Below are 23,782 nucleotides of genomic sequence, written 5' to 3' on the forward strand. Positions count from 1 at the left end.
CGACTTTATCGGGTGAAGGCCATGATGCACGCAACCGGGCATTCGATGACAGACGTTCGCCCACAAAAAAGGCCTCCCGAAGGAGGCCTCTCTTTTGTCACGCTGCGTAGTGCAGCGCTACCGGATCAGCAGCTGTAGTACAGCTCATATTCCAGTGGGTGTACGAAGGTACGAACCTTGATTTCTTCTTCGCTTTTCAGAGCGATGTAAGCGTCGATGAAGTCGTCGCTGAAAACGCCGCCTTTGGTCAGGAACGCACGACCTTTGTCCAGCTCTTCCAGGGCTTCTTTCAGGCTGCCGCAAACTTGTGGGATCTCTTTCGCCTCTTCAGGCGGCAGGTCGTACAGGTTTTTGTCAGCTGCATCGCCAGGGTGGATCTTGTTCTGGATGCCGTCCAGGCCAGCCATCAACAGTGCAGCGAAGCCCAGGTACGGGTTAGCTGCCGGATCCGGGAAGCGGGCTTCGATACGGCGAGCGCGAGGGCTGGACACGTAAGGAATACGGATCGAAGCGGAACGGTTGCGGGCCGAGTAGGCCAGCATCACTGGAGCTTCGAAGCCTGGGACCAGACGCTTGTAGGAGTTGGTCGACGGGTTGGTGAAGCCGTTCAGAGCCTTACCGTGCTTGATGATACCGCCGATGAAGTACAGAGCGGTGTCGGACAGGCCGGCATAGCCTTCGCCAGCGAAGGTGTTCTTGCCATCTTTGGCGATGGACAGGTGAACGTGCATACCCGAACCGTTGTCGCCGTACAGCGGCTTAGGCATGAAGGTCGCGGTGCGGCCGTATGCGTCAGCTACGTTGTGTACGCAGTATTTCAGGGTCTGAACTTCGTCAGCCTTGGCAACCAGGGTGTTGAACTTCACGCCGATTTCGTTCTGACCGGCAGTCGCCACTTCGTGGTGGTGAACTTCGATGGTCAGGCCCATTTCTTCCATGGCGTTGCACATGGAGGTACGGATTTCGTGGTCGTGGTCGAACGGCGGAACCGGGAAGTAGCCGCCTTTGACGCCTGGACGGTGGCCTTTGTTGCCGCCTTCCACGTCCTGGTCGGACATCCACGAACCTTGTTCGGAGTAGATTTTGAACATCGAGCCAGAGATGTCGGACTTGAACTTCACTTCGTCGAAGATGAAGAACTCAGGCTCTGGACCCACAAATACGGTGTCGCCGATACCGGTCGACTTCAGGTATTCCTCGGCACGCTTGGCGATCGCCCGTGGGTCACGGTCGTAGCCTTGCATGGTCGAAGGCTCGATCACGTCGCAAACCAGGATCAGGGTCGGCTCTTCGGTGAACGGGTCGAGAACGGCAGTGGTGTCGTCCGGCATCAGGATCATGTCGGAAGCTTCGATGCCTTTCCAGCCAGCGATGGAGGAACCGTCGAACATTTTGCCTTCTTCGAAGAAAGCTTCATCCAGCGCATCGCGAGCCGGCATGGTCACGTGGTGCTGAGTGCCTTTGGTGTCCGTGAAGCGCAGATCAATCCACTTGACGTCATGATCTTTGATGAGTTGAACCGACTTCGACATAGTGTCCTCCGGGTGGCTTAGGGCTAGTAATGGATGCCCTTAAATGTGGGTGATGCCGGCGCGAATACTCTGCCATGGCAACCTGCCTCACAAGGGAGCAAATTGCATGCCAGTGCCTCATCATGGGTTTTTTGCCCCAATATCACGCTTGCAAGGGGGTGGCGCACCATAAAGCGCAAAATATCGCCCTGTAATGTAGCGTCGATTTCCATAAATGACCCGTTTTGGTGCATGCAAAACCTTCTGCACATTAACTGGTTAAACCTTGAGCAATTTCCGCTATAATCCGCGCCCCCCTTTTTCGGCTGGCCCTGCGCGCGCTGTTTTCATGAAACTAATCGTAAAAGTCTTCCCCGAGATCACCATCAAGAGCCGCCCGGTACGGATGCGTTTCATCCGCCAGTTGGCCAAAAACATCCGTACCGTGCTCCGCGATCTGGACCCGGCCGTGGTGGTGAACGGTGTGTGGGACAATCTCGAGCTGGAAACCCGCGTCAGCGACCCCAAGGTCCTGAAAGAGATGGGCGAGCGCCTGACTTGCACGCCGGGCATCGCGCACTTTTTGCAGATCGACGAGTACCCGCTGGGCGACTTCGACGACATCGTCGAGAAGTGCAAGCAGCACTACGGCGATGCGCTGGCCGGGAAGATTTTCTCGGTGCGCTGCAAGCGCGCCGGCAAGCACCCATTCAGTTCGATAGACATCGAGAAATATGTCGGCAGCCAGTTGCGCCGTCAGTGTGGTGCCGCCGGGATCGACCTGAAAAAGCCCGAAATCGAAGTCCGTATCGAAGTTCGCGACCAACGGTTGTTCGTGATCCACAGCCAGCACAACGGCATCGGCGGTTATCCGCTCGGGGCCCTGGAACAGACGCTTGTACTGATGTCCGGCGGCTTCGATTCCACCGTTGCGGCCTACCAGATCATGCGCCGCGGGCTGATGAGCCATTTCTGCTTCTTCAATCTGGGCGGACGAGCCCATGAGCTGGGCGTGATGGAAGTCGCGCACTTCATCTGGAAGAAGTACGGCAGCTCCCAACGCGTGTTATTTGTCAGTGTGCCGTTCGAGGAAGTTCTGGGAGAAATTCTCGGGAAAGTCGATAACAGTCATATGGGTGTAGTTTTGAAGCGTATGATGTTGCGCGCTGCTTCCCGAATTGCCGATCGACTGCACATCGAAGCGCTGGTCACGGGTGAGGCGATCTCCCAGGTGTCGAGCCAGACGTTGCCGAACCTGTCCGTGATCGACTGCGTGACCGACAAGCTGGTCTTGCGTCCACTGATCGCCAGTCACAAGCAGGACATCATCGACACGGCCAACGAGATCGGCACCGCCGATTTCGCCCGGCACATGCCGGAGTACTGCGGGGTCATCTCGGTCAATCCGAAGACGGCGGCCAAGCGCTACCGCGTGGAGCACGAAGAGAAAGAATTCGACATGGCAGTCCTTGAGCGCGCGCTCGAGAACGCCAAACTGGTGCCGATCGATCGGGTGATCGACGAATTGGGCCAGGACTTGCAGATTGAAGAAGTCAGCGAAGCGCTGGCGGGCCAGATCATCATCGATATCCGTCACCCGGATGCCGCCGAAGACGACCCGCTGGAGCTTCCTGGTATCGAGGTACAGACGATGCCGTTTTATGCACTGAACGCTCGTTTCAAGGAACTGGACCCTACTCGCCAGTACCTGCTGTATTGCGACAAAGGCGTGATGAGTCGCCTGCATGCCCACCATTTGCTCAGTGAGGGGCATGCCAATGTGCGCGTTTATCGACCGAGCTAAGTGCCCGGGGCTGTTTGCCTGTGGCCTGCGTCACCGGCCCCCCGATGCCACCGTCAAGTTGTAACGGCTTGTACGGACGCTACTGTTAATCGCTGCCAAGACTTGTCAGCACACCGAATCCTCTGATCGAGATACACAAGTGATCGAAAATCTACGCAACATCGCCATCATTGCCCACGTTGACCATGGTAAAACCACCCTGGTAGACAAACTCTTGCGTCAATCCGGCACCCTGGAGCGCAACGAGCTCAACGACGAGCGCGTGATGGACTCCAACGACCAGGAGAAAGAGCGCGGTATTACCATTCTGGCGAAAAACACCGCCATCAACTGGAACGGCTACCACATCAACATCGTGGACACCCCGGGCCACGCCGACTTCGGCGGCGAAGTTGAACGTGTAATGTCGATGGTCGACTCCGTTCTGCTGCTGGTTGACGCTCAAGACGGCCCTATGCCGCAAACCCGTTTCGTGACCAAGAAGGCGTTCGAAGCCGGCCTGCGTCCAATCGTGTGCATCAACAAGGTTGACCGTCCAGGCGCGCGTCCGGACTGGGTTCTGGACCAGATCTTCGACCTGTTCGACAACCTGGGTGCTACCGAAGAACAGCTGGACTTCAAAGTCGTCTACGCCTCGGCCCTGAACGGCATCGCCGGTCTGGACCACACCGACATGGCTGAAGACATGACCCCGTTGTACCAGTCGATCGTCGACAACGTACCGGCTCCTAAAGTTGACCGTGAAGGCCCGTTCCAGATGCAAATCTCGGCACTGGACTACAACAGCTTCCTGGGTGTTATCGGTGTTGGCCGTATCGCTCGTGGTAGCGTCAAGCCGAACACTCCAGTCGTGGCCATTGGCGCCGACGGCAAGAAGCGTAACGGTCGTATCCTGAAGCTGATGGGTCACCACGGCCTGCACCGTATCGACGTTGAAGAAGCGTTTGCCGGTGACATCGTGTGCGTGAGCGGTATGGACTCGCTGTTCATCTCCGACACCCTGTGCCAGCCGGACAACGTCGAGGCGATGAAGCCTCTGACCGTTGACGAGCCAACCGTTTCCATGACCTTCCAGGTAAACGACTCGCCTTTCTGCGGTAAAGAAGGCAAGTTCGTGACTTCCCGTAACATCAAGGAACGTCTGGATAAAGAGCTGCTGTACAACGTTGCACTGCGCGTTGAAGAAGGCGACTCGGCTGACAAGTTCAAGGTTTCCGGCCGTGGTGAGCTGCACCTCTCGGTACTGATCGAAACCATGCGTCGCGAAGGCTTCGAAATGGGCGTTGGTCGTCCGGAAGTGATCATCCGTCAAGTTGACGGCGTGAAGCAGGAACCGTTCGAAAACGTAACCATCGACACCCCTGAAGAATCCCAGGGCAAGGTCATGGAAGAGATGGGCCTGCGTAAAGGCGACCTGACCAACATGGTGCCGGATGGCAAAGGCCGTGTTCGTCTGGAGTACAACATCCCTGCTCGCGGTCTGATCGGTTTCCGTAACCAGTTCCTGACCCTGACCAACGGTGCTGGCATCCTGACCTCGATCTTCGATCGCTACGACACCATGAAGTCCGGCGACATGTCCGGTCGTCAGAACGGTGTTCTGGTATCGGTAGAAACCGGCAAGGCGCTGACCTACTCCCTGGAAACCCTGCAGGCGCGTGGCAAGCTGTTCGTTGAACACGGTCAAGAGATCTACAACGGTCAGATCGTTGGTCTGAACAGCCGTGACAACGACATGGGCGTCAACCCAACCAAAGGCAAGAAGCTCGACAACATGCGTGCTTCGGGTAAAGACGAAACCATCGCTCTGGTTCCACCTGTTCGCTTCACTCTGGAACAGGCCCTGGAATTCATCCAGGATGACGAGCTGTGCGAAGTGACACCTAAGTCGATCCGCCTGCGTAAGAAGATCCTGGACGAAGGCGAGCGTACCCGCGCTGCCAAGAAAGCCAAGAACTGAGTTAACTCAGGCTGAATGAAAACGCCCCCGGTCGAAAGGCCGGGGGCGTTTTTGTTTGTCTGCGGTGTTTGTGCCGCCCCTCTCGCAGGCATGCCCGCGATGACGCCCTTTCAGGCAGCGAGATCGCGAATCAGAACTTGTCCAGCGTCCGCGGATTATTCTCGCGCACCACTTCTTTAGGCTTGTACGCGCAATACCCTGGCCGCGGTCCGATCTTCGGGTGGTTGCGGCAGGTGTCCGGGCGCTTATCATAAATAGTGCACAAACGGCTTTTACGATCCAGGTACAGGCAATCGTTGTTGCTCATGCGCTGGAGGGTGAAGATCTCGGACTTCTGGTTGTAGCGCTCGACAATCCCTTCCTTCTGCAAGCGCTTGGCGATGTTCTTGGGTGGATCGCCCAGTTCGAATTCGTCGACGATGCCGATACGGATCAGATCCTTGATCTTGACCTCGACCGGCAGCGTGCAGCAGCTGGACATGCACGAGCCGCACATTGGGGCAGAGTACTTGGCCCAGGTATCGAGGCGATCGATTTCCGCGGCGGCGATCAGGTTGGGCTTCATCATCGGTTGTTACCAGCGTGTGCATCAGGGCGCGCGATCATACCGGGACTGGTGGATTTTTGAACAACCTTTCGCCAGATTTTTTTGCTTGTCGCAAAATAGTCCTGTGTCCGGCACGGCCCCTGCATTGTTTCTGGCACACGACGACGTAATGTCGATCTATCTCGTACTAACAGGAAAAACTGCCGAACCAGAGTCTCTACGGTCTGTCAGACCGACTAGGCTCAGACAACTTCACGCTCGCTCGAGGTCTTATCGATGACTCAAGAACCACTTGTTCGCGAAGCAGAGGTGGCCGCATTCCGCGACGCCGTCTTGACCAAGCTCACTTACGCAGTGGGCAAAGACCCGGATCACGCCTTCGACCATGACTGGTTCGAAGCCATTGCCCTGGCGGCGCGTGATCACATGGTCGAGCACTGGATGGACCACACCCGGCAGATCTACCGCAAAGGCCAGAAACGCGTTTATTACCTTTCCCTTGAATTTCTTATCGGTCGCTTGCTCTACGACAGCCTGAGCAACCTCGGCTTGCTCGATGTGGCCCGCGAGGCCATGACCGAACTGGGGGTCGACATCGAACGCATCCGTCTACTGGAGCCCGATGCGGCACTGGGCAACGGTGGCCTCGGACGTCTGGCGGCATGCTTCATGGAAAGCATGTCGACCCTCGGCATCGCCGGCCATGGTTATGGCATTCGTTACGAACACGGTTTGTTCCGCCAGGCCATCGTCGACGGCTGGCAGCAGGAGCAGACCGAACACTGGCTGGACTTCGGCAACCCGTGGGAGTTCGAACGACCAGAGGTGGCCTACCCGATCGGTTTCGGCGGCAGTGTCGAAACCGTGACCGATGAAGCCGGCAAGTCCAGGCAAGTCTGGTCTCCGTCGGAAACCGTGCGGGCCATCGCCTACGACACCCCGGTGGTCGGTTGGCGTGGTGCAAGCGTCAACACCCTGCGGCTGTGGCGCGCCCGGGCCATGGAAGAATTGCATCTGGAGCGCTTCAACGCGGGCGACCACTTGGGCGCGGTCGCGGAAGTGGCCTGGGCAGAAAGTATCTCCCGCGTGCTTTACCCGGCGGACAGCAACGAGGCCGGCCAGGAGTTGCGCCTGCGCCAGGAATATTTCTTCGTCTCCGCGTCCTTGCAGGACTTGTTGCGTCGCCATCGAAACATGCACACCTCGGTGCTGACCCTGGGCGATCACGCGGCCATCCAACTCAACGACACTCACCCCTCGATCGCCGTGGCCGAACTGATGCGTCAGTTGGTCGACGTCTATGACGTGGCGTGGGATGCGGCCTGGCAGATCACGGTCGACACGCTGTCGTACACCAACCACACGCTGTTGCCGGAAGCGCTGGAAACCTGGCCGGTCAGTCTGATGGAACGGATGCTGCCCCGGCACATGCAGATCATTTACTTGATCAACGCCCAGCACATCGACTCGTTGCGAGCCAAAGGTGTTCACGATTTCGACGTGCTGCGTGCGATTTCGCTGATCGAGGAAGACAACGGTCGCCGCGTGCGCATGGGTAACCTGGCATTCCTGGGTTCCCACAGCGTCAATGGCGTGTCCGGCCTGCACACGCAGCTGATGCGCAGCACGGTGTTCTCCGAGCTGCACAAGCTTTACCCGGACCGGATCAACAACAAGACCAATGGCATTACCTTCCGCCGCTGGCTCTATCAGGCCAACCCCGAACTCACCTCCATGCTGGTCGACGCCCTCGGCCCGAATCTGCTGGACAACCCCGAGGAGCGCTTGCTCGCGCTGGAGCCGTTTGCCGAGAAGACTGCATTTCGCAAGCAGTTCGCCGAACAGCGGCTGCACAACAAGAAAGCCCTGGCGTACCTGATTCATGAGCGGCTGGGGATCGCGGTCAATCCGGCGGCGATGTTCGATGTGCAGGTCAAGCGGATCCACGAATACAAGCGTCAGTTGCTTAACCTGATGCACACCGTCGCGCTGTATCAGGCGATTCGTGCCGAGCCGGAAACCGACTGGGTGCCGCGGGTGAAAATCTTCGCCGGCAAGGCGGCGGCCAGTTATCACCAAGCCAAGCTGATCATCAAGCTGACCAACGACATTGCGCGGGTGGTCAACAACGACCCGACGGTGCGCGGCTTGCTCAAAGTGGTGTTCCTGCCCAACTACAACGTCAGCCTGGCCGAGAGCATCATTCCGGCGGCGGACTTGTCGGAGCAGATTTCCACTGCCGGCTTCGAAGCCTCGGGCACCAGTAACATGAAATTCGGCCTCAACGGCGCGCTGACCATCGGTACCCTGGACGGGGCCAACGTGGAAATGTGCGAGCGCATCGGTGCCGAGCACATGTTTATTTTTGGTCTCAGCGCCCAGCAAGTGGAAGCGCGCAAGCGTAACCATGAATTCAACGCCGCGCCGGACATCGCCGCCTCCCATCGGCTCAACGACGTGCTGCAAGCGATTCGCAGCGGGGTGTTCTCACCAGACGATCCGTCCCGTTATACCGCGCTGATCGATTCGCTGGTGGACTACGACCGCTTCCTGGTCTGCGCCGATTTCGACTCTTACTGGAACGCGCAGATGCGGGTCGAAGCTCACTGGCACGACTCGAAAGAGTGGTGGCGCTCGGCGGTATTGAACACCGCGCGGATGGGCTGGTTCTCGTCCGACCGGACCATTCGCGAGTACGCAACGGATATCTGGAAGGCTTTGGAGTAATTTTTAGCAACAAATGTGCGCAAGGCCCAACGTCCGTTGGGCCTGATCGATATACTAAGCGCCAACTTGACCCCAGTGTGGGGGCGGCGCACCGCCGCTCCCACACTGGACTCCGGGTGTCTGCTCACTAGACTGAGCCAGAGGCTGTATCGCACGGATCAGCCCCGCCACGGGGCCGCTTAGGGATATCGACCATGCAATGGATGTTAATGCTGATTGGGCTGCTGCTGGGCTGGATTCTTGACGAGTCGTTCAGCGAGGCGCTGTTGGGCGCTTTGCTCGGGCTGGGTCTCGGCCAGGCCATGCGTATCGGCCGCTTGAGCACTCAAACGGCCGAGCAGCGACGTTTACTCGATCAGGCTCAGGTTGCGCTGAATGCGGTCGAGCAGCGACTGGCGTTGCTGGAAGTGTCGGGTGCCAAGGCACCTGAACCAGGCGAACCGGTTGTCAGCGAACCTGCTGAGTCGCCTGAAATCATTCTTGAGCAAGCCCCTGTCGCACCTCCGGAGCTGGTCTGGGAGCTACCCCCCGAATTCGAACCCATCACCGCGGCCGCTGCCGAAACCAGTCGTCCGTTGCCCGCCGATGTCTGGCAACCCGAGCCGGTCGCCCGCGAACCACAGCAACCGGCCGAGCCGCGCGGCCCGAACTTCATCGAGCGCGCCATCAGCGGCGCACGCAATTGGCTGTTCGGCGGCAATACCGTATTGCGGGTCGGCGTGGTGCTGTTGTTCCTCGGCCTGGCTTTCCTGTTGCGTTATGCCACCGAAGGCATGGTGGTGCCGATCGAGTTGCGTTACGCCGGTGTCGCGGCGGCGGCCTTGGGCCTGCTCGCTCTGGGCTGGTGGCTGAGACTGCGCAACAGCAACTACGCGCTGATGCTGCAAGGCACCGGGATCGCGGTGTTGTACCTGACGGTATTTGCCGCGATGCGTCTGCATCCGTTGCTTGATCCCAAGGCAGCATTGGGCCTGTTGGTGGTGGTGACGGTGTTCTCGGCGATTCTCGCCATTACCCAAAATGCGTTGGGCCTGGCCGCCGCTGCCGCGTTGGGCGGTTTCGCCGCGCCGATCCTGACCTCCACCGGCGCTGGCAATCACGTCGCGCTGTTCAGCTATTTCGCCCTGCTCAACGCTGGCATCCTCGCCATCGCGTGGTTCAAGGCCTGGCGGCTGCTCAACCTGATCGGGTTTGTCGGCACCTTCGGCATCGGCTTTGCCTGGGGCCTGCGCTCCTATAGACCGGAGCTGCTGTGGAGTACCGAGCCGTTCCTGATTCTGTTCTTCCTGATGTACCTGGCCATCGGTTTGTTGTTCACCCGGCGCAAGTTGCTGGAAATGAGCGACGCGCCCGAGGACGACAGCCGTGAAGCGCTGCTGCGCTGGTCGGCGCACAAGGGCGATTACGTCGACGGCATGATGCTGTTCGCGCCACCGTTGGTGGGCTTCGGTCTGCAGTTCGCGCTGGTGGAGCACTTTGAATTTGCCGCGGCCTTCAGCGCCTTGGCCCTGGGCATGATTTACATGGGGCTGGCCCGGTTGCTGATGGGGGGGCGAGCACTGTTGCTGGCCGAAACCTGTCTGGCGCTGGGGGTGATCTTCGCCAGTCTGGCGATTCCTCTGGGGCTTGATGCGCGTTGGACTGCCGCAGCCTGGGCGGTGGAAGGGGCGGGGATTTTCTGGCTCGGCCTGCGTCAACGACGGCCGCTGGCGCGGGCCTTTGCCTTGCTGCTGCAATTGGGCTCGGCGTTGGCCTTTATCAGCGAATTGCACAGCGGCGAGAGCAGCCTGCTCGATGGTGCGCCGCTGGGGGCGTTGATGCTCGGCGTGGCGCTGCTGTTCAGCTTCTACCAATTACGCAAAGCGTTGCCTGAACAGGCGTTGCCATGGGAACGCCAAGGGTTGCCGGTGCTGGCCTGCCTGGGCCTGACGTTCCTCTATCTGCTGGCGCCGCTGTTTTTCTTCACTCACGGCACGGCGATCAGCTGGGCGCTGGCCGGGTTGGCGACGCTGTTCGTCGGCCTGCGCCTGCAATCGCGGGCGTTCCTGTTCAGTGCGTTCGCCGTGCAACTGCTCGGCGGTGCGTTGTTCCTGGTGCGGCTGCGAGGGGCGAGTGGAGACTCGGCTGCGGTATTCAGCGCCGGCTGGAGCGGTTTGCTCAGCGCATCCTTGATCGGGCTGGCACTGATCGCCGGCATGTTGTTGGCGGCCCGGGACGAAATGGTGCGCAGTGACGTGCGTTTGTTGCGTGGCTTGTCGGTGGTGCTATTGGCCGGTCTGGTGCTGATCAACCTGGCTGTGCTGTTCGTGTTGCCGTGGCAAACCGCGAGTGCGGTGTGGGCGGCCAGTGGTTTGTTCATCATCTGGCTGAGTCTGTACCTGAAGCAGCGTGTGAGTTTTGTCTTTGGTCTGCTGTTGCAGGTGATCGGCGGCGTAGCGTTCCTGTTCGCCGGGCCAGACCTGCTCGGGCCGCTGCTCAGCGAAGGGTTGCGACCGTTGGCGCATAGCGGGTTCTGGACACCGTTGGTGCTGGGGCTGGCGGCATTTGTCGGGGCCTGGCGTTTGCAGCTAGGCAACCATGCTTCGGCTTTCGATGTGTTGAGCCTGCAGCGCTTGTCCGAAGTGTTGCTGGTGTGGGGCACGGGTTGGTGGGCACTGGCGTGGATCAGCGAAGTGCTGCGTTTTGCGCCTGTGAACCTGCAAGCGACGTTGCTGCTGGCGGTCGCGGCGGTGAGTGTGGCGCTGTGGGCGGTGCTGGCGCTGCGCCTGAAGTGGTCGTCGCTGGGTTTGCTCTGCACCTTGCTGATTCCCGCCGCCGGTCTGGTGTTGCTCGCGGCCTGGCATTCGCGTTATCACCCGGCCGCCAACTTCGGCTGGCTGGTTTGGGCCGCGGTGTTCGTCGTGCATTTCATCTCGTTGCAGCGTCTGGCGTCGATGCTGCCCGAAAAAGCCCAGAGCACCGCCCATGTACTCGGTTGCTGGCTATTGATCGGCGTGTTGGCCCTGGAGCTGCGTTATGGCTTGCTGCTGTTGTCGGAGCAGTACAACGCCTGGCGCTGGTTGGGCTGGGCGATTCTGCCGAGCCTGTATCTGGTGCTGATGGCCGCACCGCGCGCGTGGCCATGGCCAGTGTCGGCTTATCCCCGCGAGTACCGGGTCTATGCCGCCGCGCCATTGGCGTTGTTGATGCTCGGCTGGTTCTGGCTGGCGAACATGGCCAGCGACGGCACCGCCGAGCCGTTGCCCTATGTGCCACTGATCAACCCGCTGGAGCTGGGCCTGTTGTTCGCCCTGTTCGGCGTTTATGTCTGGTCCCGCAACGCAGTCACGCAACTGGCGATCCGCAAGGATTACACCGATAACGCCACGCAGGTGATTGCCGGTGTTTCGCTGTTTGCCTTCTTTACCGCGCTGGTGATGCGCGCGGCCCACCACTGGGGTGGCGTGCCGTTCGCGCTGGATCTGCTGCTTGAATCGATGCTGGTGCAGGCCGGCCTGTCCATCGTTTGGACGCTGATGGCCCTGAGTCTGATGATCGGTGGGCATCTGCGTCACCGCCGTGAAGTCTGGCTGATCGGCGCAGGGCTGATCGCGCTGGTGGTTGCCAAGCTGTTCTTCGTTGAATTGAGTAACCGCGGCGGGCTGGCGCGGATCGTGTCGTTTATCGGCGTTGGCGTGTTGCTGTTGGTGGTGGGCTATTTCGCCCCGCTGCCACCCAAGCGTGCCGAAGCCGTGCCGGGTGCTGAAAAACCGGCCCCTGAAACCGAAGGAGTGTCATCTTGAGTCAGAAGCTGAACCTGGGCTGGTGGGCTGCTGTTGTGCTGGGGGTGACACTGTCGGCTGGCGCGCAGGAAAAACCTGCGGATTTCGCCACGCAGGTGCCATTGTCTGTGAGCGGCGAGGGCCCGTGGTATCGCCTGGAATTGCCCTTGGGCGTGCAACTGAACGCGCGGCAAACCGATCTCAGCGATGTGCGTGTGTTCAACGCCGCCGGTGAGCCTCAGGCGTACGCTCTGGCCCGAGAGCCTGCTCAGACCCACGAAAACCGCACGCTGACCGACGTAAAGTGGTTCCCGTTGTACAACTCGGCGGATGCCAGCGAGCGCACGCCGAGCGTACGGGTGCAATCGAACACCAACGGCACGTTGATCGAAGTGCAGCCGTCCAGCCAGTTGGAGGCGGGCGAAGAAGAGCTGCGCGGCTGGTTACTCGATGCCAGCGGCATCAAGGCCCCGTTGCAGCAATTAATCCTCGACTGGACCAGTGAACGCGACGGCTTCCAGCGTTTCAGCATCGAAGCCAGCAACGATTTGCAGCATTGGCAGTCATGGGGTGAAGGGCAGGTGGCGCGTCTGACGTTTGCCGACGAACGGGTCGAGCAACATGAAGTCGGCCTGCCGGGGCAATCGGCGCGCTATCTACGTTTGCTTTGGAATTCGCCTCAGTCGGCGCCAGTGCTGACTTCGGCGCAGCTGGAAAGCACCAACCCTCGCACCTTGCCGCTGCCGTTGGTCTGGTCGCAACCCTTGGCCGGCAGCAGCGTGAAGGCCGGTGAGTACATCTGGCAATTGCCGATGGGGTTGAACGTCCAGCGTTTGCAGGTCGAGCTGAATCAGCCCAACAGCCTGGCACCGGTAACGTTGTCGGGGCGCCGGGAGACCAGCCTGCCGTGGCAACCGCTGACCAACGGTTTGCTCTATCGCCTGACCCAGAATGGCCAGGATGTGGTGCAGAACGAATTGCAGTTGTCGGGCCAGACCGTGCAGCAATTGAAACTGACGGTGGATGAACGCGGCGGCGGCCTGGGCGCCGAAGCACCCACCGTGCGGTATGCCGTGCGCTCCACGCAGTTGGTGTTCCTGGCGCGCGGTGCCGGGCCTTATACGCTGGCGCTGGGAAGTGCGACGGTGAAGGCTGCAAGCTTGCCGTTGTCGACGCTGATTCCCGATTACAGCGCGGCGAAGCTGGCGACGCTGGGCAAGGCGACGGTGGACGGCGGGGCCGTGGTGACCCCGGCGGCGACAGCACCAACGGTGCTGGGCATGAACTGGAAAAAGATCGGGTTGTGGGCGGTGTTGCTGCTCAGTGTGCTGTTTCTGGGAGGGATGGCGTTCAGTTTGCTGCGCAAGCCTGCTGCTAAATCCTGAGGATGGCTGGCGCTGCGCGCCAGATCGCGGGCAAGCCGCTCCTGCAGGGGCGAGGCTTGCCCGCGAAGACGTCCTTCCTGCCACCAAAAATATCGAAACTGGCGCCCAATCGCGGCCCATTTCGAACTACGCTCAACCCCGCGCATGAACTCTATTGGGCGTATCACGTCTGATAGGAGGAAATGCGCCCCGACTCGCGTTAAACTGCGCGGGTTTTTAGCCCCCCCATTCCTCCGGAGCCGTCCATGTCCCGCGTTACCCTGAGTCGCTATTTGATTGAGCAGACCCGCAGCAACAACACTCCTGCCGATCTGCGTTTCCTGATCGAAGTGGTGGCGCGTGCCTGTAAGGAAATCAGCCACGCCGTTTCCAAAGGCGCCCTGGGTGGTGTCCTGGGCAGCATGGGCACTGAAAACGTCCAAGGTGAAGTGCAGAAGAAGCTTGATGTGATGTCCAACGACATCCTGCTCGAAGCCAACGAATGGGGCGGTCACCTGGCCGGCATGGCATCCGAAGAAATGGACAATGCCTACCAGATCCCGGGCAAATACCCGAAAGGCGCGTACCTGCTGGTGTTCGACCCGCTGGACGGTTCGTCGAACATCGACATCAACGCGCCGGTCGGTACGATCTTCTCGGTGCTGCGTTGCCCGAACGAATACCTGACCCAGAACGAGCCTTTGAACGAAAAGGCCTTCCTGCAGCCAGGCACTCAGCAGGTTGCCGCCGGTTACGCGATTTACGGTCCACAGACCATGCTGGTGCTGACCCTGGGCAATGGCGTCAAAGGCTTCACCCTGGATCGTGAAATGGGCAGCTTCGTACTGACCCATGAAGACATCACGATTCCGGAGTCCACACAGGAATTCGCGATCAACGCGTCCAACAAGCGTCACTGGGAAGCGCCGGTACAACGTTACGTCGACGAATTGCTGGCTGGCGATGAAGGCCCGCTGAAGAAGAACTACAACATGCGTTGGGTCGCCGCGATGGTGGCCGACGTGCACCGCATCCTGACCCGCGGCGGTCTGTTCATGTACCCACGCGACAGCCGCGAGCCGTCGAAGCCGGGCAAACTGCGCCTGATGTACGAAGCCAACCCGATGTCGTTCCTGGTGGAGCAAGCGGGTGGCGCATCCACTGACGGCCACCAGCGCATCCTCGACATCCAGCCGGAAGGCCTGCACCAGCGTGTTGCGGTGTTCCTCGGTTCGAAAGAAGAAGTTGCCCGCGTCACGGCTTACCACAAGGAATAAAACATGACCGCGCCCTGGCAGCCGTTACTCGAATGGTGGTTTGGATCTTTCGAATCACCCAACGAAATAGCGGCTGACAAGGGCAAGTTATGGTTCGGCAAGCGTGACAGTCAGGACCTCGAAGCGCGGATGCGTTTCGGGGATCTGGTCGAGCAGGCACTGGCCGGCGGATTGACCGAATGGGCGCAACGCCCCGAAGGTTGGCTGGCCCTGGTGCTGTTGCTCGATCAATTGCCGCGAATGATCTTTCGCGACACACCCAAATCCTTTTCCGGCGACGTCAGGGCCCAGGCACTGGTGGCGCAAGGCATTGCCGCGGATTTCGATCGGCAACTGCGACCGATCCAGCGGGTTTTTATCTATCTGGTGTTCGAACACTGCGAAAACCTGGCGGTGCAGAACGAAGCGGTTTCGCGGTTTCTCGATCTGGTTGAACAGCAACCCGAGGCGGATCGGGCGGTGTTTGCCAGCAACCTGGATTACGCCGAACGGCATCAGAAGATCATTGCGCGATTTGGGCGGTTTCCCCATCGCAATGCGGTGTTGGGGCGTGAGTCTACGGCTGAGGAGCTGGAGTTTCTTTCGGGGCCAGGATCGCGCTTCTAGCTTTTCGTTGTTGCTGATGCCGGCATCGCGGGCAAGCCCGCGATGCCGCCGGTGAGAGCGCCTTAGATCCGGAAACTACCCACCAACTGCTTCAACCGCGCCGCTTGCTGCTCAAGATCGGCACACGCACGCAAAGTCGACTGCAAGTTCTCCACGCCTTCCTGGTTCAGCGTGTTGATCTCGGTGATGTCGACGTTGATCGATTCCACCACGGCGGTCTGTTCTTCAGTCGCGGTAGCCACCGACTGGTTCATCCCGTCGATTTCACCGATGCGCTGCGTCACGCTGCCCAGGCGTTCGCCAGCCTGGTTGGCGATGCCGACGCTGCTTTCGCTCTGGCGCTGGCTGTCGGTCATGGTGCTGACCGCTTCCCGGGCCCCAACTTGCAGCTCCTCGATCATCTTCTGCACTTGCTGCGCCGAATCCTGAGTGCGGTGGGCGAGGTTGCGTACTTCGTCGGCCACCACGGCAAAACCACGGCCGGCTTCACCGGCACGGGCAGCTTCGATGGCCGCGTTGAGGGCCAGCAGGTTGGTCTGTTGCGAGATGCTGGTGATCACTTCCAGAATCTGTCCGATGTTCACTGTGTTGCTGTTCAGGGTTTCGATGTTGCCGCACGAATCGCTGATTTTTGCCGAAAGCTGGTGCATCGCGGCGATGGTTTTATCCACTACCTGCTGACCGTCTTCGGCCAGGCTGCGTGCGTCGCTCGAGTGTTGCGAGGCGAGGGCGGCGTTTTGGGCGATTTCCTGGGCGGCGGCCCCGAGCTGGTTGATCGCTGCCGCGACGCTGCTGGTGCGCGAGGCCTGTTGATCGGAGTTGAACATTGACGAGTTCGAGGCCGCCACTACGCGCAGGGCAACTTCGTTGACCTGGCCGGTGGCCGAAGATACTTCGCGGATCGAGGTGTGGATACGCTCGACGAAACGGTTGAACGAGGTGCCCAGTGCACCGAATTCGTCCTGGCCGTGAATGGTCAGGCGTTTGGTCAGGTCGCCTTCGCCCTCGGCGATGTCATGCATGGCGCGGCCCATGATCAGCAGCGGCTGCATCAGCACGCGGATCAACATGCTCAGCAGCGCGATGATGATCACCACGGCGATGACCATGGCGATGATCGCCGAGGTGCGGAATTCGCTGAGCATCGAGAACGCGGTTTCCTGATCCAGCACCAGCGCCACGTACCAGTCCGCCGACGGCACACCGTTAACGTGGGTGAAGGAGATGAACTGGGTTTTACCGTCCAGTTCGACTTCTTTCAGGCCCGGGCTGACTTTCGGCGCGCCGTTGGGGTAGGCGTCGGCCAGGTTCTTGAGCACCAGTTTGCTGTCCGGGTGGATCAGAATTTTGCCGTCGGCGCTGACAATGAACGCATGGCCATGACCGCCGAAGTTCAGCGAGTTGATGATCGCGCTGACGCTGGACAGGTCGATATCCGCGCCGGCGACGCCAATCATCTGGCTCTGGTACTTCACCGGCGTGGCCACGGTGATCACCAGTTTGCCCGACGACGCCGCGATGTAGGGTTCGGTGACGATGGTCTGTTGCGCGTTGTTGGCTGCCTTGTACCAGCCACGGGCGCGAGGGTCGTAGTCCGCGGCGCGGTTGCCGGCCGGGATCGAGAACATCACGCCATCGGTGCCGCCGAAGTAGCTCAGCTGGAAGTTGCTGGTATAGGCCGGCAGGTCGATGGCGCGTTTGAGATTGGCCGGGGCGCTGCCGTCCACGGCGATCTGCTGGGACAGCGATTGCAGCAATTGGATGCGGCTTTCCAGCCAGGTCTGGATGTTGCTGGTGGTCAGGCTGCCGAGTTCCTGCATCGAGGACTCGGTACTGCTGCGCAGGGTTTGACGCTGGCGGTAATCGTTGAACAGGATGAAACAGGCGAATGCAACGGCCACCACGAGAGCGGCTGCCAACAAGATCTTGTGGCTGAATTTCATGTTTCTGGTCATTAAATGATCTACCGCGCAGTGGCTGGTCAGCAAAGGGGCGTCAATTTGCCACAGTCGAGGGCTTGGCGCTGCTTTTATGTCGACTGGCCAGCGCCAAAGATTAGGCGGGTATTGACGAAAACCGACGAAATACCCAATGACCTGAGAAAGGGGCTGATTTATCGGTAAAAGGCTGACGAGTGGCCTAATAAATAGGCGGACGGTCGGGGAACCAGATTAGGGTTTTCTCTTCTAAGCTTCTGGTTGGCAACATGCCACCTCTCTTCCGCTCCAGGAGTTACACCATGTCGCTGCGTTCTATCGCCTTGCTCTCGTTCTGCGTGCTGTTGGCCGCGTGCAGCAAGATCAATCAGGAAAATTATTCGAAGCTGTCGACCGGCATGCCCAAGGCCCAGGTTGAAACCTTGCTGGGCAAACCCACCGATTGCTCGGGCGCACTCGGCATGTCCAGCTGCACCTGGGGCGACAAAAACAGCTTTATCAGCGTGCAGTATGCCGGTGACAAAGTGCTGATGTTTTCGGGCCAAGGCCTGAAGTAAACCGGGGCTTTTCGCCCACGGGAGAAAAAAATAATGAAGCGGTTCCTGATCGTTCTTTTTGCCGGCCTGGTATTGGCCGGCTGCGCCTCTTCTGGCGTAGATCCGTTGGCGCCCAAGACCGTCAATAGTGTCAACCTCAAGCGTTACCAGGGAACCTGGTACGAATTGGCGCGTCTGCCGGTGTATTTCCAGCGTAACTGTGCGCAATCCGAAGCCCATTACAGCCTCAAGCCTGACGGTGAGATGGCGGTGCTGAACCGCTGCCTGACTTCGCAATGGCAATGGGAAGAGGCCAAGGGCAGGGCTTATCCACAGGAAGTCGGCAAGGCCGACAAGCTGTGGGTTGAATTCGACACCTGGTTCTCGCGATTGATACCCGGTGTGTCGAAGGGAGAATACTGGGTGTTGTACGTCAGTGATGACTACAAGACTGCGATTGTCGGCGACCCGAGCCGCCATCATCTCTGGCTGCTGTCACGGACCCCGACGGTCAATGGCGTAGTGCGTGAAGAACTGCTGAGCAGGGCGCGTCAGCAGGGCTATGACACGACGCGACTGATCTGGCGTACGTCGGATGCCAAGATGGCCAAGACCTCGAACTAACGGTCACCGAAAAGCAAAAACTGTGGGAGCGAGCAGGCTCGCTCCCACAGTTTTTTTTGCGTCAGCCCAAGAGATCGCGCAGGACTTGAGTGAATGCCCGGTTACTCTCTTCCTCGTCGGCATGCCGCCCATCGCGCACGACCCACTGGCCATTGACCAGCACATCCCGCACCTGGCGATCGCCACCGGCAAATAGCCAACGATTGAGAATCCCGTCGCCACTGGCCGTCGCCAGGTACGGATCGTTGCCGTCCAGCACCAACCAATCCGCGCGCTTACCGACTTCCAGGGCGCCGATCGGCTGCCCCAACGCCTGGGCGCCGCCATCCAGCGCGGCGTCGTACAGCGTGCGGCCGACCATCGGCTGATTTGCGCCATACAACCGATTACGCCGCTGATCGCGCAGACGCTGGCCGTATTCCAGCCAGCGCAATTCTTCCACCACGCTCAACGATACATGGCTGTCGGAACCGATACCCATGCGCCCGCCCTGCGCCAGGAAGTCCACCGCCGGGAAAATCCCGTCGCCGAGGTTGGCTTCAGTGGTCAGGCACAGGCCGGCGATGGCGCGGCTCTTGGCCATGAGCGTGACTTCTTCCGGGTTGGCGTGGGTGGCGTGGACCAGGCACCAGCGTTGATCGACTTCGGTGTTTTCGTACAGCCATTGCAGCGGACGGCGACCGCTCCAGCCAAGGCAGTCGTCGACTTCCTTCTGCTGCTCGGCGATGTGAATGTGCACCGGGCACTGCTTGTCGCTGGCTGTCAGCACTTCGCTGATCTGCTGCGGTGTGACCGCGCGTAACGAGTGGAAACACAGGCCGAGCGACTGCGCCGGTTGCTGCGCCAGAATCGGCTGCAAACGCGACTGAAGCTTCAGGTAGTTTTCGGTGCTGTTGATAAAGCGGCGCTGGCCTTCGTTCGGGGTCTGTCCGCCAAAACCGGAATGGCTGTAGAGCACCGGCAGCAAGGTCAAACCGATACCGGCAGAGCTGGCCGCCTGGCTGATGCGCAGTGCCAGTTCGGCCGGGTCCGCATACGGCTGGCCATTATTGTCGTGATGGACGTAATGAAATTCAGCGACCGATGTGTAACCGGCCTTGAGCATTTCGATGTACAGCTGACGGGCGATAACGCCGAGTTGGTCCGGGCTGATTTTTCCGACGAGCCGATACATCAGATCGCGCCAGGTCCAGAAACTGTCATTCGGATTACCCGCCACTTCCGCCAGGCCGGCCATGGCCCGCTGGAAGGCGTGGGAGTGTAAATTCGGCATTCCCGGCAGCAGCGGACCGCTCAACCGTTCGGCGCCATCTGCGTGGGAATCGGCCTGGATTCGGGTCAGCACGCCATCGGCGTTGACTTCAAGACGTACATTGTTGGCCCATCCACTAGGCAGCAGCGCGCGTTCGGCAAAGAAGGCGGACATGGTTCAGCACCCCATCGTGTGTTATTTGTATATACATATACAGACGTTTGCCTGCTCGGTAAACTCCGGCAAGCTAGCAACCTCTACCAAATGAACAAGGATTAACCGTGCCGACTCCGCCTCCAGTCTCCCCGTTGGCCGCGAACATGGGCGACAGTCCGGCGCCCTTGTACGCCCGCGTAAAACAGATGATCACCCAGCAAATCGACAGTGGAAACTGGCCGCCGCACTACCGCGTTCCGTCGGAAAGCGAACTGGTCAACCAGCTGGGTTTCAGCCGCATGACCATCAACCGCGCCCTGCGCGAGATGACTGCCGACGGCCTGTTGGTGCGTATGCAAGGCGTCGGAACGTTCGTCGCCGAGCCGAAAAGTCAGTCTGCGCTGTTTGAAGTGCATAACATCGCCGACGAGATCGCCTCCCGTGGTCATCGTCACACGTGCAAGGTGATCACCCTCGAAGAAGAGGCCGCCGGTTCCGAGCGGGCCCTGGCCCTGGACATGCGCGAAGGCCAGAAGGTGTTCCACTCGCTGATCGTGCATTTCGAAAACGATATCCCGGTGCAAATCGAAGACCGTTTCGTCAACGCGCTGGTGGCGCCGGACTACCTCAAGCAAGACTTCACCCTGCAAACGCCTTACGCCTATCTGAATCAGGTCGCGCCGTTGACCGAGGGCGAGCATGTGGTCGAAGCGATTCTTGCCGAGCCATCCGAATGCAAGCTGCTACAGATTGAAAAGGGCGAACCGTGCCTGCTGATTCGTCGCCGCACCTGGTCCGGCCGTCAGCCGGTGACCGCCGCCCGCTTGATCCACCCCGGTTCCCGTCATCGTCTGGAAGGACGGTTCCACAAATAAAAAGAGCCATAAATGAGTCAGTTGAAGGTATTACGCGCGGCCGATTACCCGCGCATGCCGTGGAAGAACGGCGGCGGCAGCACTGAAGAAATCACCCGTGATACGGGGATAGGTCTTGATGGTTTTGGTTGGCGCCTGTCGATTGCCGACATCGGCGAGTCGGGCGGTTTTTCCACCTTTGCCGGTTATGAGCGGGTGATCACCGTACTGCAAGGCGAGGGCATGACCTTGCGCGTCGATGGCCAGGACACGCGGGCGTTGTTACCGCTCGACCCGTTTGCTTTCAATGGCGAGAGTCACGTGTCCTGCGCATTGCTCGGTGGGCCGATTCGCGACTTCAACCTGATTTATGCACCGGATCGTTACAGTGCGCGGTTGCAGTGGCTGGAAGGCAAGCAGCGGTTTTTTAGTGAAGCCGGGACTCTGCTGGTGTTCAGTGTCAGTGAAGCGCTGGAAGTGAAGGTCGGTAACAAAGCATCGCAACTCGGTCGCCATGATTGCCTGCAACTGGACGGTAACGTCGGTCTGCAGGACGTCGCCATCAATGATTCGTGCTGCGTCATTGAGCTGACTGCACGCTGATCCAATATCGAGTCGCCTCTATCGCGGGCAAGCCTCGCGCCCACAAGGTCGATGACAATCTTGTGGGCGCGAGGCTTGCCCGCGATGCTTTTCGTCCTCGCAAATCCGTTCCCCATCGCGCACCAATTTGTTACCGAACGCCCCAGTGTGGCGCAAAACCATGCTCAAGTAACAACCGGCACGTCCCCGAATAAATCCCCGCGAAAAATTTCACTTACGCCAGAACCCTTGATCCAGGCGCTTTCCAGCCCTGTAAGAAATTTTCTTGGATGCTCATTCAACAAGTTGGCCGCTTGATTGCATATGCTTGTATGTACAAGTAAAGACGTATGTGTATGAGTCACGAAGACTCAACCATCGTCCACTGATTCGCTGATGTGCACTGATGCCCATCGGCTTGCTCGCCCACTACCTGGGTTGGTTTGGATTGATTGCTGAGGAGTTCTTTTCGTGACTGAGAATAAACCTACTAAGTTTCGTGACGTTGAAATCCGTGCTGCCCGCGGTAACAAGCTGACCGCCAAGAGCTGGCTGACTGAAGCGCCGCTGCGCATGCTGATGAACAACCTCGACCCGGAAGTCGCCGAGAACCCTAAAGAACTGGTGGTTTACGGTGGTATCGGTCGTGCGGCACGTAACTGGGAGTGCTACGACAAGATCGTCGAAAGCCTGACCAACCTGAACGACGACGAGACCCTGCTGGTGCAATCCGGCAAGCCGGTCGGCGTGTTCAAGACCCACAGCAACGCACCACGCGTTCTGATTGCCAACTCCAACCTGGTACCCCACTGGGCGAACTGGGAGCACTTCAACGAACTCGACGCCAAGGGCCTGGCCATGTACGGCCAGATGACCGCCGGCAGCTGGATCTACATCGGCAGCCAGGGCATCGTTCAAGGCACCTACGAAACCTTCGTCGAAGCCGGTCGCCAGCATTACAACGATGATCTGAAAGGTCGTTGGGTCCTGACCGCAGGCCTCGGCGGCATGGGCGGCGCTCAGCCTCTGGCTGCAACCCTGGCCGGCGCTTGCTCGCTGAACATCGAATGCCAACAAGTGAGTATCGATTTCCGTCTGAAAAGCCGTTACGTCGACGAGCAAGCCAAAGACCTCGACGACGCCCTGGCCCGTATCGCCAAATACACTGCCGAAGGCAAGGCGATCTCCATCGCCCTGCTGGGCAACGCTGCGGAAATCCTCCCGGAACTGGTCCGTCGTGGCGTGCGCCCGGACATGGTCACCGACCAGACCAGCGCCCACGACCCGCTCAACGGCTACCTGCCGGCCGGCTGGACCTGGGACGAATACCGCGCTCGCGCCAAGACCGAACCTGCTGCCGTGGTCAAGGCCGCCAAGCAATCGATGGCCGTGCACGTTAAAGCGATGTTGGACTTCCAGAAAATGGGCGTGCCGACGTTCGACTACGGCAACAACATCCGTCAGATGGCGCAAGAAGAAGGCGTGGAAAACGCATTCGACTTCCCGGGTTTCGTACCGGCTTACATCCGTCCACTGTTCTGCCGTGGCATCGGCCCGTTCCGTTGGGCTGCGCTGTCGGGCGACCCGCAGGACATCTACAAGACCGACGCTAAAGTCAAAGAACTGATCCCGGACGACGCCCACCTGCACAACTGGCTGGACATGGCTCGCGAGCGCATCAGCTTCCAGGGTCTGCCGGCACGTATCTGCTGGGTTGGCCTGGGCCTGCGCGCCAAGCTCGGTCTGGCGTTCAACGAAATGGTCCGTAGCGGTGAATTGTCCGCGCCAATCGTGATCGGTCGCGACCACCTGGACTCCGGCTCCGTATCCAGCCCGAACCGCGAAACCGAATCGATGCAGGACGGTTCCGACGCCGTGTCCGACTGGCCACTGCTCAACGCTCTGCTGAACACCGCAAGCGGCGCGACCTGGGTTTCCCTGCACCACGGCGGCGGCGTCGGCATGGGCTTCTCCCAGCACTCGGGCATGGTGATTGTCTGCGACGGTACTGACGAAGCGGCCGAGCGTATCGCTCGCGTGCTGCACAACGACCCGGCCACCGGTGTCATGCGTCACGCCGATGCGGGTTACCAGATCGCGATCGACTGCGCCAAGGAACAGGGGCTGAACCTGCCGATGATCACCGGCAAATAAGAGAAAAGACCACTGCAGGAGCTGTCGCGGCTGCTCCTGCAGAGATCACGATGTTGCAGACCCAACAATAAGCGGGGCGGGTCGCGCGTAGCGCAGGCCTGATTGGACGTGGACAGGGCTGGATGCCTCT

Annotated in this window: 16 protein-coding genes and 1 pseudogene; 12 read left to right on the top strand and 5 right to left on the bottom strand. The window is 59.8% G+C overall.

Annotated elements, in window-relative coordinates:
- Positions 1–125: 125 nt before the first annotated feature.
- The gene (glnA, locus tag FFH90_RS02720; protein ID WP_018929197.1) at positions 126–1,532 is read right to left on the bottom strand and encodes a glutamate--ammonia ligase; all 1,407 of its coding nucleotides are present in this window, start codon (positions 1,530–1,532) and stop codon (positions 126–128) included.
- A 328-nt stretch (positions 1,533–1,860) separates the two neighbouring features.
- Here glnA and thiI point away from each other — a divergent pair, with 328 nt between their 5' ends.
- Positions 1,861–3,315, top strand: a complete 1,455-nt coding sequence (thiI, locus tag FFH90_RS02730; protein WP_026286654.1) for a tRNA uracil 4-sulfurtransferase ThiI — start codon at positions 1,861–1,863, stop codon at positions 3,313–3,315.
- A 139-nt stretch (positions 3,316–3,454) separates the two neighbouring features.
- A complete protein-coding gene (gene typA / locus FFH90_RS02735; RefSeq protein WP_008028025.1) occupies positions 3,455–5,275 on the top strand; it encodes a translational GTPase TypA in 1,821 nt (606 codons plus the stop codon).
- A 130-nt stretch (positions 5,276–5,405) separates the two neighbouring features.
- Here typA and FFH90_RS02740 read toward each other — a convergent pair whose 3' ends face one another.
- Positions 5,406–5,843, bottom strand: a complete 438-nt coding sequence (locus tag FFH90_RS02740; RefSeq protein ID WP_138866653.1) for a YkgJ family cysteine cluster protein — start codon at positions 5,841–5,843, stop codon at positions 5,406–5,408.
- A gap of 255 nt (positions 5,844–6,098) precedes the next feature.
- Here FFH90_RS02740 and FFH90_RS02745 point away from each other — a divergent pair, with 255 nt between their 5' ends.
- The 5 genes from FFH90_RS02745 to FFH90_RS02765 all read left to right on the top strand — a co-directional run bounded on the left by FFH90_RS02745 (position 6,099) and on the right by FFH90_RS02765 (position 15,557).
- Positions 6,099–8,549 carry a glycogen/starch/alpha-glucan phosphorylase gene (locus tag FFH90_RS02745; protein WP_064615887.1) on the top strand — a complete coding sequence of 817 codons (2,451 nt, stop codon included), beginning with the start codon at positions 6,099–6,101 and terminating at the stop codon, positions 8,547–8,549.
- Positions 8,550–8,743: 194 nt separating this feature from the next.
- A complete protein-coding gene (locus tag FFH90_RS02750) occupies positions 8,744–12,331 on the top strand; it encodes a DUF2339 domain-containing protein (protein WP_138866654.1) in 3,588 nt (1,195 codons plus the stop codon).
- Positions 12,328–13,695 (top strand): DUF3999 domain-containing protein, encoded by a 1,368-nt coding sequence (locus FFH90_RS02755; protein ID WP_138866655.1) that lies wholly within the window; start codon positions 12,328–12,330, stop codon positions 13,693–13,695. The genes FFH90_RS02750 and FFH90_RS02755 overlap by 4 nt, the downstream gene beginning before the upstream one ends.
- 245 nt (positions 13,696–13,940) lie before the next feature.
- Positions 13,941–14,951 (top strand): class 1 fructose-bisphosphatase, encoded by a 1,011-nt coding sequence (locus FFH90_RS02760; RefSeq protein ID WP_007933966.1) that lies wholly within the window; start codon positions 13,941–13,943, stop codon positions 14,949–14,951.
- A gap of 3 nt (positions 14,952–14,954) precedes the next feature.
- Positions 14,955–15,557: a DUF924 family protein gene (locus tag FFH90_RS02765; RefSeq protein WP_018929191.1), complete on the top strand. Its 603-nt coding sequence runs from the start codon at positions 14,955–14,957 to the stop codon at positions 15,555–15,557.
- 62 nt (positions 15,558–15,619) lie between these two features.
- On the opposite strand, the gene FFH90_RS30545 is transcribed toward FFH90_RS02765, so the two are convergent.
- The gene (locus tag FFH90_RS30545; protein WP_372240859.1) at positions 15,620–16,384 is read right to left on the bottom strand and encodes a methyl-accepting chemotaxis protein; all 765 of its coding nucleotides are present in this window, start codon (positions 16,382–16,384) and stop codon (positions 15,620–15,622) included.
- 93 nt (positions 16,385–16,477) lie between these two features.
- A pseudogene (locus tag FFH90_RS30550) lies at positions 16,478–17,512 on the bottom strand (cache domain-containing protein); the annotation flags it as partial.
- Between the two features lie 284 nt (positions 17,513–17,796).
- Here FFH90_RS30550 and bamE point away from each other — a divergent pair.
- Entirely contained in the window at positions 17,797–18,051 is a 255-nt protein-coding gene (bamE, locus tag FFH90_RS02775; RefSeq protein WP_018929189.1) for an outer membrane protein assembly factor BamE, read from the top strand.
- Between the two features lie 33 nt (positions 18,052–18,084).
- Positions 18,085–18,654 carry a lipocalin family protein gene (locus FFH90_RS02780; protein WP_064615892.1) on the top strand — a complete coding sequence of 190 codons (570 nt, stop codon included), beginning with the start codon at positions 18,085–18,087 and terminating at the stop codon, positions 18,652–18,654.
- A 61-nt stretch (positions 18,655–18,715) separates the two neighbouring features.
- Here the strand turns inward: FFH90_RS02780 and FFH90_RS02785 are convergent, their stop codons facing one another.
- Positions 18,716–20,080, bottom strand: coding sequence for a formimidoylglutamate deiminase (locus FFH90_RS02785; RefSeq protein WP_138866657.1), 1,365 nt, complete (start codon positions 20,078–20,080; stop codon positions 18,716–18,718).
- Positions 20,081–20,226: 146 nt separating this feature from the next.
- Here FFH90_RS02785 and hutC point away from each other — a divergent pair, with 146 nt between their 5' ends.
- The 3 genes from hutC (at position 20,227) to hutU (ending at position 23,652) form a co-directional block, all read left to right on the top strand.
- Positions 20,227–20,937, top strand: coding sequence for a histidine utilization repressor (hutC, locus tag FFH90_RS02790; protein WP_161793960.1), 711 nt, complete (start codon positions 20,227–20,229; stop codon positions 20,935–20,937).
- 12 nt (positions 20,938–20,949) lie between these two features.
- Positions 20,950–21,519, top strand: coding sequence for a HutD family protein (locus FFH90_RS02795; protein WP_138866658.1), 570 nt, complete (start codon positions 20,950–20,952; stop codon positions 21,517–21,519).
- Positions 21,520–21,969: 450 nt separating this feature from the next.
- Positions 21,970–23,652, top strand: a complete 1,683-nt coding sequence (hutU, locus tag FFH90_RS02800) for a urocanate hydratase (RefSeq protein WP_018929184.1) — start codon at positions 21,970–21,972, stop codon at positions 23,650–23,652.
- The last annotated feature ends 130 nt before the right edge of the window (positions 23,653–23,782 follow it).

It is taken from the genome of Pseudomonas sp. ATCC 43928, from assembly GCF_005938665.2.
In the GTDB taxonomy this organism is placed as follows: domain Bacteria; phylum Pseudomonadota; class Gammaproteobacteria; order Pseudomonadales; family Pseudomonadaceae; genus Aquipseudomonas.

Excerpts from the sequence above, each read along its gene's own strand:
- FFH90_RS02795 (WP_138866658.1), top strand. The coding sequence starts at position 20,950 with ATGAGTCAGTTGAAGGTATTACGCGCGGCCGATTACCCGCGCATGCCG.
- FFH90_RS02765 (WP_018929191.1), top strand. The coding sequence starts at position 14,955 with ATGACCGCGCCCTGGCAGCCGTTACTCGAATGGTGGTTTGGATCTTTC.
- FFH90_RS02750 (WP_138866654.1), top strand. The coding sequence starts at position 8,744 with ATGCAATGGATGTTAATGCTGATTGGGCTGCTGCTGGGCTGGATTCTT.
- FFH90_RS02785 (WP_138866657.1), bottom strand. The coding sequence starts at position 20,080 with ATGTCCGCCTTCTTTGCCGAACGCGCGCTGCTGCCTAGTGGATGGGCC.
- thiI (WP_026286654.1), top strand. The coding sequence starts at position 1,861 with ATGAAACTAATCGTAAAAGTCTTCCCCGAGATCACCATCAAGAGCCGC.
- hutC (WP_161793960.1), top strand. The coding sequence starts at position 20,227 with ATGGGCGACAGTCCGGCGCCCTTGTACGCCCGCGTAAAACAGATGATC.
- FFH90_RS30545 (WP_372240859.1), bottom strand. The coding sequence starts at position 16,384 with ATGTTCAACTCCGATCAACAGGCCTCGCGCACCAGCAGCGTCGCGGCA.
- bamE (WP_018929189.1), top strand. The coding sequence starts at position 17,797 with ATGTCGCTGCGTTCTATCGCCTTGCTCTCGTTCTGCGTGCTGTTGGCC.
- FFH90_RS02740 (WP_138866653.1), bottom strand. The coding sequence starts at position 5,843 with ATGATGAAGCCCAACCTGATCGCCGCCGCGGAAATCGATCGCCTCGAT.
- glnA (WP_018929197.1), bottom strand. The coding sequence starts at position 1,532 with ATGTCGAAGTCGGTTCAACTCATCAAAGATCATGACGTCAAGTGGATT.
- FFH90_RS02780 (WP_064615892.1), top strand. The coding sequence starts at position 18,085 with ATGAAGCGGTTCCTGATCGTTCTTTTTGCCGGCCTGGTATTGGCCGGC.
- FFH90_RS02745 (WP_064615887.1), top strand. The coding sequence starts at position 6,099 with ATGACTCAAGAACCACTTGTTCGCGAAGCAGAGGTGGCCGCATTCCGC.
- FFH90_RS02760 (WP_007933966.1), top strand. The coding sequence starts at position 13,941 with ATGTCCCGCGTTACCCTGAGTCGCTATTTGATTGAGCAGACCCGCAGC.